Source organism: Photobacterium japonica (assembly GCF_050337005.1).
In the GTDB taxonomy this organism is placed as follows: domain Bacteria; phylum Pseudomonadota; class Gammaproteobacteria; order Enterobacterales; family Vibrionaceae; genus Photobacterium; species Photobacterium japonica.
In genome coordinates this window covers 1-15,268 of sequence record NZ_JAKJSN010000042.1, presented here as the reverse complement: position 1 = coordinate 15,268, position 15,268 = coordinate 1, and the positions used below count along the sequence as shown (strand labels likewise).

Sequence of the window (15,268 nt, the reverse complement as noted above, 5' to 3'; positions counted from 1 at the left end):
GTATGCGAGGGCACGTGTCTTTATCGGATCAATGATCAAGGAAGAGATAGTTTTGCCAGCTTTTCATTCGGATCAGCACTTTGCGCATCACCGACACATGCTCAAAACTGTCGGAGTAGACGGCGATTTCCACGCTGGTGCCTAACGGCAGGCCGTATTGGCTCAGGTCATCGTTAATTTTTAATTTGATCAACGGACGCCCATGGCGCAATAACAAATCACTGCCGTATAGCATGCCGGCGGCTTGTACCTGACTTTCCCCGATGGCAGGCAGCACTTCAATCACTTCCCCTTGAAAGGTTTTCCCTGGCAGGGCGCGGAAAATAAAGTCCGCTTTGAACCCGGGCTCAAGACGTAGCAAGGAGTTTTGCCGAAAGGCACCAATGTAAAACTGCTCTTCTTGGTGAATAAAGGTCATGACCGGACGCAACGGCAGGGGCACGGCCATCATGCCGGGGCGCAATTGCACTTGCGTGACATAGCCATCGGTCGGGGCGTGTACCACGGTTTCGGCTAAGTTAAATTCGGCTTGCGTTAAACTGGCCTGCACTTTGGCGACAGTGGTATTTTCGCCCATGATTTCGGAGTCATAGGCCAACTTAGCCCGGCGTTCCTCAGCGCGGGCCGCTTCCAGAGCGGCATCGGCACTGCGGTAAAATTGGCGGCGATTGTCGACTTCGGCAGCGGTAAAAGCCCCGCGTTTAAAGCCTTTTTCATAACGGTTAAATTGATTGAGGGTACGGGTGCGTTCGGCGACGGCTTTCGCGGTGGTTGCCTGTGCGGCTTTATAGCTGGCTTCCAGCCCTAATACGGTTTGCTTGGCTTCGGCGAGTGCTGCCCGTTGTAACGTCACTTGCGCCTGAAACGGCGTTGGGTCAATTTTAAATAAAATCTCCCCTTTTTTGATTAACGTATTCGGGGTGACGGGCACCTCGATCACTTTGCCTCGCACACCGGGCACAATCGGGGTGGTAACAAACAGTTGTCCCCCTTGGTTGGTGTAGGGGTGGTTATAGTTCATCAGTAAGATCAGTGTGCCGACCAAGATGACGCCCCCCAGTACGGCAGTGGGCACCGTCCATTTGTTTAACGGGATATTGAAGATTTTAAAAATGGCGATACACAGCGCGGCGTAGGTTAAGATCAGCAATAAATCCATTAGCGATCCCCTTTCTGCTGGCGTGCCTGCATGATTTCCAGCTGTGCCACTTTTTCGGTGAGGTATTCGACTTGCTCGGTCAGTTTGAGCAGTTCATGGTGCAACTCATGCTGTTCGTTTTGAATTTTGGTGAATCCCCAGCCGCGATCTTCTCGCCACAGCGTGGCCCAGATCCACAAGAAGGGCCACAACGCATGCAGGGTGAACAAACTGACCCAGCCAGCATAGTGAATAGCATCTTGGTGGGGGTGATTACGGGTTTTTGATATTTCGTAAGGAATGTCATGGATCGCGATGATGCCGTAAAACAAAAACACCGCGACAAAACATAAAACGCCGAGTGCAAAATAGTCGAGAAACATCCCTGCCTCCTAAATCGTGATTATGGGTCGAATGGTGTCAACAAGTGGTGTTATCATGACGCGTTATTCAAAAATTTAGCACTCATCTGCTGGTTGTTGTTGTTTTTCTGTGGAACTGGTGATCGCGTTACCGTTTATTTTCGCGCTGGCGATGAGGGTGGAAAGCGCCCATTTGGCGGTGGCGTGCGGGGCCACAGGCACAGGAAAGATGAGTTAAAAGCCATTGAGGGTGTATGTCTAATCTACTGGTTGGCCTGGGTGTGGCCGGCGGTTTGCTCGCTTGGATGCTGTTTCGCTATTTTGATGCCCAGGAAAAGCAACAAAAAGTCCGTGAAGCACAGCGAATAAAAGAAGATAAATATAAGCGAGTATTGGAACGGGCCAAAGTCGCAGAGCGTGAAGAGAAAGTGTTTAAAGCACAAACCGGGCATATTCCGAGTCAGTTGTCATTGGCGAAAGAGTTTGAGTTATGCAACCTGCGTGAAGCCTTGTATTGGTACTTGAAAGCGGCAGAGCAGAACAATGCCATCGGGCAAAATGCGTTGGCGCGTTTATGTCGGATGGACATGGAGGATCCGGAAGGAGAAGCGAAATCCCGCTATTGGGAACAGGTGCTAAAAGCACAGCAGCGTGATCCGGCCGCGTTGTTTGATTTAGGTCGCTATCAAATTCGCGGTCAAGGCACGGCAATTGATATTGAAACCGGTCTAGGGAACGTGGAAGCCGCCGCAGATGCAGGGTGGTTGCCTGCGCAATTGTTCTTGGGTGACTGGTTCATCTCAGAGAAAAATACCCATAAAAATCCACAGGCTGCCTTTATGTGGCGCGTACGGGCTGCGCTGCAAAATGATGCAAAAGCCTGTGTGAAGGCCGCGTATTGCTACCAAATGGGAATAGGGGTGGAGAAAGACAAAGCCCACACTTTGTACTGGCTGGAACGCGCAGCAGAATTGGACAATATCGAAGCCCAATTACTGGCAGCGCGTATGCACTTAGGCACGGCGGCCAATGATGCAGCCGTGGCGTATATTTGGTATTCCATGGCGTACGTGAATGGGCAGCAGGCGGCGAAAGTTGAACGCGATAAGGCGGTACAGCGGATAGGCATTGATGCCATCTTGGGTGTGCAGAACGTAGCCAACACGATTTATAAGATGATTAAACAGGAAGAGGCGCCCCCGTTGGCGGTGATCCAACTGTTGGATCGGATCTATGCGCGCAAAGGGTATCGCCCGAGCCGTGAGGTGCAACAAGCGCTTGCGACAGGCAAAGAGGTGGTGGAATCGGATATTCATGATGCTTTGCTGATCAACGATCCGGCGACTATTGAGCCACCGAGTCAAGCCATGTCGGCGTCGCAGGCGCTCAATAACGAGTTGGATGCGTTATCGTGGCAGCAGACGGGCACATCGTCGGTGTCTGCGGCGAGCCCTTCCACAGCGCATACATCGGCGCTGAATGGCACAATGGCTAACGCGGGATCAATGGTTAACACGGCGATGACGCCGCCATCGCGGGCATCACTGTCAGGGGCCGAACATAAATCGGCCACCAAAGAGTACCAAGATCAAACGTGGCAGGCGTCATGGGATACGTTTTTCGCTGACAACGAACCGTAAGCAGACCGATTAAGTGAACCGAGAGTGAGGGGAAGCATGATGCTTCCCCTTATTTTTTGGTGATGTGCTCAAGCAGTTGCGGCATGGCGGTTAGGGTGGTGACCGTCGGCAGGTGCAAGCGTGGTGCATCGGGGGCGGCGTAATGAAAGGTTGGGATCCCTGCGTTGACGCCAGCGAGCACGCCATTACGTGTATCATCAACAAACACGCAGTCTTGCAGGCGGTAGCCCATGTGCATGGCGGCAAAATGCAGTAAATCCGGATCCGGTTTCCAGCTGCTGGCTTCAAACCCACTAAACAGTTTGTGTTCAAAGTAGGGCATCAGATTGGTCAGCCCCAGCGTTTGCTCCATTTTCTGAATGGGCCCGTTGGACGCAATGCACATATCAATCCCCATCTCCGTGAGGTGCGCGAGCAGTTCCGGCACTCCCGCAATGGGCGTGAGGTGTTGCTCAAACAGTCGGCGACACTCTTCACGGTACATGGGTTCTAAAATGTCGATCGGTAAGCGCACGCCCGCCCGCTCACGGGTTTCATTCAAGATGTCGACAATTTTCCCGCCTTGGAAATGGGCCATGCAGGTGGCTAACGTCAGCGTGCCGCCTTGGCGCGTGAAAATATTCACCAAGGCTTGATTACACAGCCTTTCACTGTCCACTAACGTGCCATCGCAATCAAAAATAACGCAGCGAATTTTATGGGGTGTTTTTGCCATAACGTGTCAGATCCTAAAGCATGTCCGTGCTTGATTGTTAATACACGCAGAGGCTTTCTACAACACACAGGGTGACGTTTTGTTATCTGTATCGCCCGTAGGCAAGGCTGAGGGCGCAATTCTGCGGATCACGCCTCATCCTCCGGATAGCGGGCAATGAACGCTTCCAAATGCGGAGTCCCACTGTGCGTGGCCTGCTGCTCTGCCAATAAAAAGGCGTAAATGGCATCTTCATGCTGTTGCACCAAGTCAAACATAGCATGGTGATCGGTGGCTTGCGCCGCGTCTTGTCGGTAGCGCAACGCATAGGGTTTGACCCAAGGTACCAAGGTATCCATCAGGGTGGGCCAATCGCGATCTATCCATTTTTGCGCATCCTGTCGCCCTTTGTTTTCCATCGCCATATCGTGCGTTGAACAGGCTATTCCGCGGGGATCAAGATAGTTTTTTAGGCGTTTTGCCGTTATTTGTTCGACCTGTATCAAAAGTTGCCATTTATAGATGTGCGTATCATCACTATACTCTTGAGCAAAAGCAGTAAAAAAGGCAATACCGTACAGCTCACCGAGGTAAGCGGCGTGCAGCGGTTGTAGTGACATAGGGGATACCTTTGTGGGAGAGCCAATGTGATGCAGCTGGACGTTTTTTGTGCCCATGTGTGTGCTGCGGTCATTATTATAAGGGGTGGCTATGTCATCATCCATTTTTCCGTCATGGCTTGGCGGTTATGAAATCAAGGAACACATCCGTAACCCGAATATTCAGGTCGGCGATCACACCTATTACTCGGGCTATTACCACGATAAACATTTTGAAGACCACTGTGTACGGTATTTGCTGGGGGATCATTCCAGCCGTGCGGTGTGGGAATCCGGGATCTTCGGCGACGTGGATCAGTTAATTATCGGTAAATTCTGTTCGATTGCTTCCGGGGCGACATTCATGCTGGCCGGCAACCAAGGCCATCGGCATGATTGGGTCTCATCCTTTCCGTTTGATGTCAGCAAGTTCGGTAACAAAGTGAAGTCAGGCTTTGAGCGCGCAGGTGACACTGTGGTGGGCAATGACGTGTGGATTGGTTCCGAGTGCGTGATCATGCCGGGGGTGACGATCGGTGACGGTGCCGTGATTGGTGCGCGTGCCGTTGTCACCAAAGATGTGCCGCCGTATGCCGTGGTGGTCGGGAATCCGGGACAAGTGGTGAAGAAGCGCTTCAGTGATGAACACATTGCGTTGCTATTGACGATGACGTGGTGGGATTGGCCGATGGCGCAATTGCAGGCCAGTATGGATCGCATGTGCAGCAATGACATTGATGCGTTGTATGCGCACTACAAGACGTTTCAGGCGCAAATTGACCAGTAGGCTGATCGGTCTTTAGTGACCACTGTCGCGTGACGTTGAACCGCGAAATACAATAACGCGATGCCTTGTGAAAGGCATCGCGTTTTTTATTTCATGTGGCGCCAGCTTTGCTGCAAGGCCAACTCCAAAGGCGTATGGAATAATGCGGCTTGTGAGGCCGTACTGCTGCGCTGTGAGGGGATTTGGCTGCCGTGTTGCCAAATACGGCGCATGCTCAAAAAGCCGCGAAATAATGGCGAAAACAACGAAATGCACTCCATGACCGTCCAATGCAGGTGCGTGACGGTGACGGGTTTGCCACTACTGAGGGCTAAGCAACGGGCTATGTCTTTAATGCTGGCTTGATGCCCCGGGTAGTAGGTGACATCCAGCGCGCGCGGGGTATCAAGTTGCTTGGCAATCGGCGTCGAGAGCTGGTGGACAATGTTTTCCGCTAAATCCGGTAAGAAGGTCCAGTAGTGGTTCAGGGTATAACGGCTGGGGGACTGAACGATTAACTTATTGTGGGTTTCTTTGATCAGCATGCCTAAGTAGCCATGTTGCTGGGCGCAACTCAGGCTGTGACCGCAACAGCGTACGGTGATGTGGGCGCCCGCTTCGGCGGCCCGTTCTAGCTGTGAGTGCAACTTGGCAGACAGGGCTATTGGAAGGGGCTTTTTCTCGCGCCAAAACGTGAAGGCGGAAAACAGTGAAGGCTTTACCTCATAAAAATTGGTGGTCAGCACAAGATGACGTTTGTGTTTGGCGATCAGGGCGGTGATGGTCTCCAACGGAAAAAGAACCTGCCCACCCAGTGTCGGGTCTGGCAGGTGCAGGAAAACGGTATCGCTATCTTCGATGAGCTCATCAAGAAAATCGGTCTCCGTCGGACTGATCTCTGCCAGCGTTAGGTTATGGGTAAGTTCAATGGGCTGGCTCGGGTCATCGATGGTTGCCGTGACGTGCCAGTTATATTTGGCTAACGTTTTACACAGCAAGGCGCCCATCTCATGCTCAATGCCCAATACTAAGGCTTTTCTCATACTTACCCTCAACCTTGCGATTCAATTCAAAGGATTACCAAGAAGGTAAGGGATTTTTGGCGGTATAGTAAACAGACAAATTGGCATGGTGGTATTTGATAATGCATAGCATGGAGTGGGATAGCATACGGATATTCCTTGCAGTGGTGGAAGAGGGAAGTATGTCAGCCGCTGCACAGGTACTGGGGATGTCTCAACCGACAGTGAGCCGTCAAATTTCAGCGTTGGAAGATCGGGTGGGGTTTAATCTGTTTGATCGATCCTGCAACGGGCTGAAATTGACGGTGCTGGGGGAGGGGTTATTGGCGTCAGCGCAACAAACCGCACGGGGAGTGGAAGGGTTTATGCGCAAAGTGAATGCCAGTAACGATCATCATGAGGGGCATGTGCGGCTGGCCGTGAGTGAGGTCGCGGCGTTTTACTATCTCCCACAAGCGTTGAAAGCGTTCAATGCGGCCTTTCCTCACATCGAAGTGGAGATCCTGGTTAATAACCAAGATGTCAATTTGAACAAGCGGGAAGCCGATGTGCAGATCTCGCGTCAGCGTCACACCCAGCCGGATTTGGTCGTGAGTCATCTTTATCAGCATGCGGTCGGTTTTTTTGCGCATCAGGATTATATCGCGGAATACGGTATGCCAACCTCACTAGAACACATGCATGGGCGTGATTTTCATATCATTGGTTTTGATCAGTTAGATTTGTATACCCGTACCGCCGCACAGCTCGGCAAGCCAGTGGTAAAGTCACAATTTCCCTATCGTACGGACAGCTACATGATGCAATTGGAGCTGGTGCGTGCGAAAGCCGGTATTGCTGCCATGTACAAAGAAGTCGCTCAGCGTCACGTCGAATTGGTGCCTGTTTTTCCGGATGCGCCGATCCCCCCTGCACAGTGGTGGTTGGTCTGTCACCGCGATGTGCATGTGAACCCCCGTATCCGTCACCTGATGGTGTTTCTTAGCCGATGGTTTGACACCTTAACCCCAACAACGCCTCAAACGATCACGTTGTAATGCCTGCCTGTTGAGGGTGTCAGCCTGCTTGCCGACGGCGAGGAGGTGGTACCCCACCTATTCTTATCTTGAGATGCCGTTTCACCGCCGAATTCCGTCGTGGTTTATTTTGTGATTTTTGTTTAAGTGGTATCAAAAACGTTACATAGAAAAACGTTATTGCTCAATAAATAAGCCAAGGTAATCGTTTTCGGCGGGTTAAACTTGATCTGAACCAGTGATTTTTCAATTTTTTTCAAAATACTCGAAACAAAAGTTGAGTTATTCAAAAAAAATTGAATAATGTAATCAAAAGATAAAATGCTGAGAAAATGCTGCTCCACACATTTTCCTCTGCAGTTGACCCAAAGACGTGTAACGGGACATTTGTTGTCCGCGTGTGTACCTCAATAATCTGATGAGATAACCATGAGCAACTCTCTAGTACTTGTAATCAACTCTGGCAGTTCTTCCCTGAAGTTTGCATTGATCGACACGGTAAGTGGTGAAGCGACCCTTAGCGGTTTAGGCGAATGTTTCGGTCTACCTGAAGCGGTCGTGAGCTGGAAAATCGACGGCGAGAAACACGAATACAAACTTGATGATTCAGGTAACCACCACCAGCAAGCTGTTGATCGCATTGTTATGCTGCTAGAAGAGCAGGGTATCAAGCAAGATATCGTCGCGATTGGTCACCGTGTTGTACACGGCGGTGTGAAATTCACGAAGACTGTGAAAGTGGATGACAGCGTACTGAACGAGATCGAAGCATTGAGCGATCTTGCACCGTTGCACAACCCAGCACACGTGATCGGTATGCGTGCGACAATGAAAGCGTTCCCAACCCTTTCTCAGTACGCGGTATTTGACACAGCGTTCCACCAGACAATGCCGGCAAAAGCATACACTGGCGCTATCTCTCAGAAGCTATTCAACGACTACGGTATCCGTCGTTACGGCTTCCACGGCACAAGCCACTACTTCGTGAGCCGTGAAGCAGCAAAAATGATCAACAAGCCAATTGATGAGAGCAGCTTCATCTCTGTTCACCTGGGTAACGGCGCCTCTGTGTGTGCTATCAAGAACGGTAAGAGCGTTGACACCAGCATGGGCTTTACCCCACTGGCTGGTCTAATGATGGGTACACGTTGTGGTGACCTTGACCCAAGCATCATCGAATTCCTACTGAAGAAAGGCTGGTCTGAGCAAGAAGTGTTCGACGAGCTGAACAAGAAATCAGGTCTGTTAGGCGTATCTGGCCTAACAAGCGACTGCCGTGGCATCATCGAAGCGATGGAAAATGGCCACGAAGGTGCAACGCTAGCGTTTGAACTGTTCTGCTACCGTGTAGCAAAATACGTGGGTTCTTACATGGTGGCGTTGGATGAGCTAGATGGCATCATCTTCACAGCTGGTATCGGTGAAAACTCACAGCCAATCCGTAGCAAGATCCTAGAAAACTTGAAGATCTTCGGCTACCGTGAAGACGAAGCGGCAAACGCCGCAGCACGCTTCGGTAACCGTGGTGTGATCACGCAGCCAAACACACCGGTAGCGATGGTTATCCCAACGAACGAAGAGTGGGTTATTGCGAAAGAGTCAATGGCGCTTCTACACGCTTAATTGCTTCGCCTGTAACCATTTCCTCATTACGAAACCGCTGGCATCATGCTAGCGGTTTTTTTGTATGCGTCGATCAAAGCATTCCTGCTTCCTATCGCTAATAATATGCTTTTAAACGTCTTTTCTGGAATAAAGTTGCTCGAAATGGGGTATGTTTCGCTCCCAAATCGGCAGGTTTTCTCCAACAATCGACGTTAAAATATCAATAAACAACCTCGTTTTGATGGGGGCGTCGCGATGTGGGTACACGGCATAAAATGTTCCAAAATCATCAAGATTTAAATGCGTCATAATAGGAATCAGTTTTCCCTCAATGATTTCATTCCCAATCATTTGAGCCGTGACGACAGCAAGTGTATTCCCTGCCACTGCACTTTTTACCACCATTTCAACGTCATTCACTTTGTAAGCGGCATTTAAATGAAACTGCTGTTCAACCTTGTTCTCATCAAGATAACGGAATTTATCGATGAATAAACCTGGAGCGGAATACACCGTAGCAGGTAGCGACTCTAACTGTTCAATGGTCTCTATCTTCCCATGCTGTTGAATGAAATCCGGTGAAGCCACAATTAACAAACGGCTGCGAGCAATCCTACGAGAAATCAAACTGGAGTTCTTTGGCTTGCCAATACGAAAACCAATATCAAAGCCCTCTTGCACAATATCGACCAGTCTATCTTCTAATCTCAGCTCGCACTTCACTGCTGGATATTGCTTCTGAAAAACAGAAATCGCCTCTTGAACGTACTGGCGGCCAAACACCATTGAACTCGTGATTCGCAATGTTCCTCTGGGTTCAGAATGGTAGTTTTGCGCTAAACGGTAGGTATTATTAAGCAACTCACGTAACAGTTTGGCTTGGCTCAGCATCTCACTGCCCGCTGCCGTTAACGATATGGATCGCGTGGTACGGTTAAGTAAACGCACACCTAATTCTTCTTCTAAACGATTTATCTGCTTTGATATGACAGATCGATCAAGATTCTTTTGCTCAGCAACCTTAGTGAATGAACCTAATTCATTGATTTCTAGCAATAAAAGCAAACGATTGGAAAAGTCCATAAGCGCCTCTTGAGAATAGACCAATACACGATTGGTGCAATACTAGCATCAATATTGTGCCATTAAAGGTGTTTTTATTGGCTAATTCAGCGGTTATTGTTACGTCACTGACGGAGACGGTGCTAAAGAGTAAAAACAGCAGGCATTAGCTCTGCATTCTTAAAATATGGCGGGCAAATTGAACGCGAAGCAAAAGATATTCAAGGTGTGGCCTTGATACCGCGGCTCATTTTATTCTACTGCGAAGGTGACTCATGAGATACGAAGGTGATATTTATCGTCCGCCACCAGAGGCTGACGCTTATATTCTACAATGCACGATTGGGTGTTCTTACAATAAATGCACTTATTGCTCAATGTACAAAGATGTTCGTTATAGAGTGCGTCCTATAGAGGATCTAAAAGAAGATATCCGTATGGCGAAGGCGGCATTCGGTGACAAAGTCGAAAAAGTTTTCTTAAGTGATGGCGATGCGATCTCACTCCCTACAGAGATACTGTTAGAGATTTTATCTGAGCTTTATACGACATTTCCAAAATTGACGCATGTGAGTACCTATGCTGGGCCGCAAAGCACGCTTGATAAAACACTGGATGAATTCAAACAACTAAAGAAAGCTGGGTTGAGCATGACTTACCTTGGCGTTGAATCGGGTTCTGATGCGGTTTTAAAAGCGGTTCGTAAAGGGGTTAACTCGGCGGAAATGCTCGCAGCAGGTCAGAATATTGTCGGTGCCGGCATTAAACTGGTTGCTATGGTGATGATTGGCCTGGGGGGGAGTTCAGAGCGATCTAAACGTCATGCCTTGGAAACGGCGCAATTAATTAACCAGATGAACCCGTATTTATTGGGTTTATTAACCACAGTCCCAATGGAAGGAACGGCGCTATTTAGACAGGTTACTAACGGTGATTTTAAATTACTCGACCCTTATGAGGTGCTTGAGGAAATGAAAATACTGTTAGAAAATTTAGCGCATGATAATTTACTTATCGATAGTACTCATGCTTCGAATTTGCTCGCTATAAAAGGAACGTTGAGTGACGTTAAATTGAGCACCTTAGATCATATCAATCGTCATTTATTAACAAAAGATAATGATCTGATTGGCAAAGCGTATCTCGGTCATTTTTAGTATGAAACGTTACTCTCAATGAATGACGGCTGTGGCACTTGGTACGGGAAGGATAAAAAAACCGTCAACATGATTGACGGTTTTTTATGTCTCTGCCACCAAACGGTATCACCCAACCGCGTGACTCAGTGCAGCAGGATACCGGCGATCGCGTTACTCACACAGATCCAATTCATTGTGGATCAACACCACACACTGTGAAGCAAACAGCATTTTCGGGCCAAGGCTGATTTTAATCGTACCTAAGCGCTTCAGGCTGTTCATGCTTTTCTTCGGCATCGGGATATGATCGGTCAGTAAGAAACAGCAGTTGCCGGCAAATTCCTGCGTGCGGATCGATTCGCCTTTCTTATCCATCATGTAGATTTGATAGTCTTCAGCCAACTCAACCACCAGCTTTTCAAAACTGATGGTGCGCACGGTGATCCCCGGCTCAACCTGGCGGGTCTGTTCTTTCCCCATGCCCACCGACATATCCAGTGCACGTACCACTTTTTCCAATAGGGCTTGCTCATGGAAGCCACCCACATTGGTGATATCGTTAGCCGTAAACGTGATGGTACGGGAATAGTCTTGCGTACTTTCGAGCACCAAATGGACCACTACATCTTCACGGTGTGACTGTGCCACAAAAATGGTGTTCATCAAGGTGTGCGCCAAGATCTCTGTGTGGGCTTCTTGGCCGACTGACGCTAAAAGTTGCTGGCTGTTAGTGGGGGCCGAACGGGCTCGTAAAACAAAAGCGCGCATAGGGATGTCCTGCTGGTCTGAATATTGGCGTGTAATACGGATGACACTCCCTGACAGGGGCACCCGAGAAGGGCGGTATTATCCCAGCTTTACGCCGTTATGTAACGGGAATTATGTGATAGTGGCACATCTACGGGCCTTGGATTCAACCGCCTGTGGGGGGATTACAGGGCGAAAGCGGGCATAGGGGGCCGCGGTGTATTAATCTGTGCAATGATTAAAAAATAGTTGAGTGTGTAGTGGTGGTTATTTGGCAGAATGGATCAATTATCACACAGCGACATCGGGGAGAGGGTGAGACTGATCCGGTCGCCAGCCACTGACGTGCACATCAGGCGATGTTCGATAACGGAAATAGACCGGCTTAACGCCTATTTTACAAGGGATAATCGTTTGTAAAGCAGAATGGAAGGCAAAAAAAGCCAAAATTCAACTTTGATGATTAAAATCAAATAAAGTGTAGGTCGCTCAAAAAGTTTTTGCGTTACTAAAAAATTATGATAAATTGAACACAGATTTGAGAGACACAAATCATACGCATTTAGCGGCTTTCCTTTTTGTAGGAAGGAGAGCAGCAAAGGTGGCGGGAGCGGAGTGGAAAAACGCTGTCGACATCTGCTGGGGGCACCCAGCCTATCCTGCTTGGAACACAGGATATTGACGGAACGGAAAACGGCCCTGAGCATCTGCTCAGGGCCGTTTTTTCATGTCTGGCATTTATTGTTGTGTGTATACAGACGTTATAGCGGGCGAGAAGATGCGCGCAATCGCTCTGGCGCCGCTTGGGGCCAATACAGGCCGAGATAATTCCATCCCACCCACAGTACTAACCCCGTTGCGACCAGCAGTTCAAAGATCCCGAGCCGTTCAAACCATACCCATTGAGGGTGGGCGGTGTTAAACCATTGGGTCAGGCGTTCTAATGCCACCGCGCTGATCACCGAGGGAAAAGTCAAGGCGGCCAACGACGGTTGAAAACGCTGTTTAAGTAAATTGAAATAACACAGATAAACCAGAATGGTCATGGTGATGCCCACGCCCGCCAATGCCCCCGTCAAAATGGGATCGGGCTGCTCGACATTCACCAAGTACGCCGTCAGTGACAAGTTCACCGGGGCCGCCATGATAGCCAGTGTGGGTCTGGCCGGACGGGGCAAGCGACCCGCAAAGCATAAACGGTAAAGCACCACCGGCAGCATCAGGAAGTAAATGGTAATACAGAGATCCGTCATGGCGAGCGCAAAGGCATGATGGCCGAGCTGTGGCCCTGCCAAGGTGCCGCTGATCGCCCCCACCGGATACAGAAACCAACTGGGGTACAAATGGGTCAGACGAAAATGCTTCAGTTGGTGATAAAAGAAGAAGCACATCATCGACAGATGCAGTAACAGAGCCGGATACCATAACAGTTTTGCCATCGGAACATGGATCACCGAGAGGTAGTCAGCAATGACCAGCAGCGCCATCGACATTGGTGCCATTAAGCTGCCATGTAAGGGGTGACGAAGATCTTGAATAAAACGTTGCGGGTTAAGGACATATTTCAGTAAAACGGGGGCGAGTAACCCTGCCCCAATCACGGCGCACAAGCCACGCACCCAGCCCGCGGCCTCAGGAAAAAAAAGTGACCAGGCTAAACCGGTCCCCGTTGTCGCAAGCGCAAGAGCAGCTTGCGCCGTCGGAATGCGCATCAGTGCATTGGCCAAAGCCTTCATTGAATCAAACAACCTTGTTTTTAAAGAAGAAAAGAAGATGTGAAAACGTGTACTGTCCCTGTGTGTTCACGAACGGCTAAGATCATTCTTTCGCCTATTGATGACAGGTCGCTCGACGGTATATTACACCAGAAAGGGGGAGAATTCGGTAGCGAGACTTATCACTCAAGCACTTAAAGAAAAGCGCATAATATTTTGCATTCATATTTGCTAAAAGTGGCATTTGGTACCATATTTACTTTGTGACCTGTTAATGAGCGGTTTTAATACAAGCTTGTGGAGGAATGAGCTGTTTCAGTCATGCTCAGGGCGACAGGAAACACGTTGATGTGAATCAACACCCACTAGGCAACGCAACATTGTTTGTTAGCAACATTGCTCGTTAGACATGCAACACAGAAACACCGTAAAAAGCGACAAAGAGACATAGCAATACAGTAAGTAACAAAGCAACACCGTAACAAAGAGTCACAGCAACACCGCGTTACAGTAATACGGCAACATGCAACACCGTAAAAATTGCCTAGTCACAATTTGGTAAGCAACACACAACATACGATACTTCTTCACCGATAAAATGATGTCCGCTTAAACAGTCACTGTTTCGGACACGGCAAACTCAACGTAATGAGTGGTGAAGCCCAAAAGTAACACGTAGTAAGTGATGAGTAACATAAGCGATAATAGAGATACACGTAACACAGCAACACACGTTACTCTGTTCGTTAACGCTCGATGCAGACTTGACGAGTCGCATGGGCCACAGAAAAAGATACATCCCAAGCCGTACTGCAATGGTGCGGCTTTTCTGCGTTTGTTTACATACCGGTCAAAGGCGACAATTTTAACGCGAGCAGTGCGTATGGTTATAATTTAGTGAAATAACACTTTACATCCACTCAGAAAAACGTATTATCGCGGTCGCTCTGTAGTAAAAATTATTAATGAAACATCAAGTCAAAGAAAGACCTTTAGATACGCTTCGTTACGTTGCTGTTCTCAGTGTTTCCCTTGCTTTATCGTAACATTCAATAATGTTGTTTCAGTGCATCACATATTGTGAATTTATCTAACACATTTATTAAGGGACACATCATGTCTAAGTCAACTGGTATCGTAAAGTGGTTTAACGAAGAGAAAGGTTTTGGTTTCATTTGTCAAGACAACGGCGGCGCTGACGTATTCGTTCACTTCCGTGCAATCGCTTCTGAAGGCTTCAAAACGCTAGCAGAAGGCCAGAAGGTTTCTTTCGACGTTGAAAACGGTCAGAAAGGTCCTCAAGCTGCTAACGTAGTTAAGCTATAATTTTATTATAGTGCTCAGCACTTATCTTTTTGATAAGCGCTAAAACGAAAGGCCAAGTTTATCAATAGCTTGGCCTTTTGTGTATCTGGCGTTTGGCATCCTTGCCGCGCGCCGCATTGCCCCCTAACCCCAGGGCAAGATCATGAATATTTTTTGCCCAATTCCAGATCAAAATTGACCTGACGAGTCGACTGTGATCTTATGCTCCTCTTTTGAGGAGTGACCATGAATTTAGATACCATCAAAGAGCATTTCAGCATCATCCGTGACGAGCGACAAAGCGCGAAAGTGGATTACCCACTGTTCGATATTTTGTTTGGCTCAATCTGCGCTGTAATAGCCGGAGGCCAAGGCTGGACCGACATTCGTGAATACGTTCTTGGCCACCATGAGTGGTTTCTTAAACAGGGCCTTTTTGAGAAAGGAGTACCCGTTGA

The 15,268-nt window shown here is 48.7% G+C and carries 15 protein-coding genes; 7 read left to right on the top strand and 8 right to left on the bottom strand.

From position 1 onward, the window contains the following. Nucleotides 1-28 precede the first annotated feature (28 nt). Both L4C36_RS16200 and L4C36_RS16195 read right to left on the bottom strand, forming a co-directional pair. Nucleotides 29-1,159: an HlyD family secretion protein gene (locus L4C36_RS16200; protein WP_428478845.1), complete on the bottom strand. Its 1,131-nt coding sequence runs from the start codon at nt 1,157-1,159 to the stop codon at nt 29-31. Then, a complete protein-coding gene (locus L4C36_RS16195) occupies nt 1,159-1,521 on the bottom strand; it encodes a DUF3302 domain-containing protein (RefSeq protein WP_428478844.1) in 363 nt (120 codons plus the stop codon). The genes L4C36_RS16200 and L4C36_RS16195 overlap by 1 nt, the downstream gene beginning before the upstream one ends. Before the next feature lie 233 nt (nt 1,522-1,754). Between L4C36_RS16195 and L4C36_RS16190 the strand changes: the two genes are divergently transcribed. Beyond that, nucleotides 1,755-3,140, top strand: coding sequence for a tetratricopeptide repeat protein (locus L4C36_RS16190; RefSeq protein ID WP_428478843.1), 1,386 nt, complete (start codon nt 1,755-1,757; stop codon nt 3,138-3,140). Nucleotides 3,141-3,189: 49 nt separating this feature from the next. Here L4C36_RS16190 and yieH read toward each other — a convergent pair whose 3' ends face one another. Further along, on the bottom strand, nt 3,190-3,855 hold the full coding sequence (yieH, locus tag L4C36_RS16185) for a 6-phosphogluconate phosphatase (RefSeq protein WP_428478842.1): 666 nt from the start codon (nt 3,853-3,855) through the stop codon (nt 3,190-3,192). A 128-nt stretch (nt 3,856-3,983) separates the two neighbouring features. Next, nucleotides 3,984-4,454 carry a hypothetical protein gene (locus L4C36_RS16180; RefSeq protein ID WP_428478841.1) on the bottom strand — a complete coding sequence of 157 codons (471 nt, stop codon included), beginning with the start codon at nt 4,452-4,454 and terminating at the stop codon, nt 3,984-3,986. Nucleotides 4,455-4,545: 91 nt separating this feature from the next. Here L4C36_RS16180 and L4C36_RS16175 point away from each other — a divergent pair, with 91 nt between their 5' ends. After that, nucleotides 4,546-5,220 (top strand): CatB-related O-acetyltransferase, encoded by a 675-nt coding sequence (locus L4C36_RS16175; protein WP_428478840.1) that lies wholly within the window; start codon nt 4,546-4,548, stop codon nt 5,218-5,220. Between the two features lie 86 nt (nt 5,221-5,306). On the opposite strand, the gene L4C36_RS16170 is transcribed toward L4C36_RS16175, so the two are convergent. Continuing rightward, entirely contained in the window at nt 5,307-6,242 is a 936-nt protein-coding gene (locus L4C36_RS16170; RefSeq protein ID WP_428478839.1) for a Rossmann-fold NAD(P)-binding domain-containing protein, read from the bottom strand. A 101-nt stretch (nt 6,243-6,343) separates the two neighbouring features. On the opposite strand from L4C36_RS16170, the gene L4C36_RS16165 reads away from it, so the two are divergent. Both L4C36_RS16165 and L4C36_RS16160 read left to right on the top strand, forming a co-directional pair. Next, a complete protein-coding gene (locus L4C36_RS16165) occupies nt 6,344-7,258 on the top strand; it encodes a LysR family transcriptional regulator (RefSeq protein ID WP_428478838.1) in 915 nt (304 codons plus the stop codon). Nucleotides 7,259-7,666: 408 nt separating this feature from the next. Further along, nucleotides 7,667-8,860 carry an acetate/propionate family kinase gene (locus tag L4C36_RS16160; protein ID WP_428478837.1) on the top strand — a complete coding sequence of 398 codons (1,194 nt, stop codon included), beginning with the start codon at nt 7,667-7,669 and terminating at the stop codon, nt 8,858-8,860. A 111-nt stretch (nt 8,861-8,971) separates the two neighbouring features. Here L4C36_RS16160 and L4C36_RS16155 read toward each other — a convergent pair whose 3' ends face one another. After that, on the bottom strand, nt 8,972-9,925 hold the full coding sequence (locus L4C36_RS16155) for a LysR family transcriptional regulator (RefSeq protein WP_428478836.1): 954 nt from the start codon (nt 9,923-9,925) through the stop codon (nt 8,972-8,974). Between the two features lie 254 nt (nt 9,926-10,179). Here L4C36_RS16155 and L4C36_RS16150 point away from each other — a divergent pair, with 254 nt between their 5' ends. Then, nucleotides 10,180-11,061 (top strand): radical SAM protein, encoded by an 882-nt coding sequence (locus L4C36_RS16150; RefSeq protein ID WP_428478835.1) that lies wholly within the window; start codon nt 10,180-10,182, stop codon nt 11,059-11,061. Between the two features lie 153 nt (nt 11,062-11,214). On the opposite strand, the gene trmY is transcribed toward L4C36_RS16150, so the two are convergent. Then, complete coding sequence (trmY, locus tag L4C36_RS16145) at nt 11,215-11,811, bottom strand: tRNA (pseudouridine(54)-N(1))-methyltransferase TrmY (protein ID WP_428478834.1); 597 nt, start codon at nt 11,809-11,811, stop codon at nt 11,215-11,217. A 740-nt stretch (nt 11,812-12,551) separates the two neighbouring features. Next, a complete protein-coding gene (locus L4C36_RS16140; protein ID WP_428478833.1) occupies nt 12,552-13,526 on the bottom strand; it encodes a TDT family transporter in 975 nt (324 codons plus the stop codon). A 1,095-nt stretch (nt 13,527-14,621) separates the two neighbouring features. Here L4C36_RS16140 and cspE point away from each other — a divergent pair. Next, nucleotides 14,622-14,831, top strand: a complete 210-nt coding sequence (cspE, locus tag L4C36_RS16135) for a transcription antiterminator/RNA stability regulator CspE (protein WP_428478832.1) — start codon at nt 14,622-14,624, stop codon at nt 14,829-14,831. A gap of 225 nt (nt 14,832-15,056) precedes the next feature. Beyond that, nucleotides 15,057-15,268: transposase family protein (locus L4C36_RS16130; protein WP_428478831.1), on the top strand; the 212-nt coding region annotated here is incomplete at its 3' end.

Coding starts and splice junctions, on each gene's coding strand:
- L4C36_RS16170 (WP_428478839.1), bottom strand. CDS start 6,242: ATGAGAAAAGCCTTAGTATTGGGCATTGAGCATGAGATGGGCGCCTTG.
- L4C36_RS16140 (WP_428478833.1), bottom strand. CDS start 13,526: ATGAAGGCTTTGGCCAATGCACTGATGCGCATTCCGACGGCGCAAGCT.
- L4C36_RS16165 (WP_428478838.1), top strand. CDS start 6,344: ATGCATAGCATGGAGTGGGATAGCATACGGATATTCCTTGCAGTGGTG.
- L4C36_RS16180 (WP_428478841.1), bottom strand. CDS start 4,454: ATGTCACTACAACCGCTGCACGCCGCTTACCTCGGTGAGCTGTACGGT.
- L4C36_RS16190 (WP_428478843.1), top strand. CDS start 1,755: ATGTCTAATCTACTGGTTGGCCTGGGTGTGGCCGGCGGTTTGCTCGCT.
- L4C36_RS16200 (WP_428478845.1), bottom strand. CDS start 1,159: ATGGATTTATTGCTGATCTTAACCTACGCCGCGCTGTGTATCGCCATT.
- L4C36_RS16150 (WP_428478835.1), top strand. CDS start 10,180: ATGAGATACGAAGGTGATATTTATCGTCCGCCACCAGAGGCTGACGCT.
- L4C36_RS16155 (WP_428478836.1), bottom strand. CDS start 9,925: ATGGACTTTTCCAATCGTTTGCTTTTATTGCTAGAAATCAATGAATTA.
- L4C36_RS16160 (WP_428478837.1), top strand. CDS start 7,667: ATGAGCAACTCTCTAGTACTTGTAATCAACTCTGGCAGTTCTTCCCTG.
- cspE (WP_428478832.1), top strand. CDS start 14,622: ATGTCTAAGTCAACTGGTATCGTAAAGTGGTTTAACGAAGAGAAAGGT.
- trmY (WP_428478834.1), bottom strand. CDS start 11,811: ATGCGCGCTTTTGTTTTACGAGCCCGTTCGGCCCCCACTAACAGCCAG.
- L4C36_RS16195 (WP_428478844.1), bottom strand. CDS start 1,521: ATGTTTCTCGACTATTTTGCACTCGGCGTTTTATGTTTTGTCGCGGTG.
- L4C36_RS16175 (WP_428478840.1), top strand. CDS start 4,546: ATGTCATCATCCATTTTTCCGTCATGGCTTGGCGGTTATGAAATCAAG.
- yieH (WP_428478842.1), bottom strand. CDS start 3,855: ATGGCAAAAACACCCCATAAAATTCGCTGCGTTATTTTTGATTGCGAT.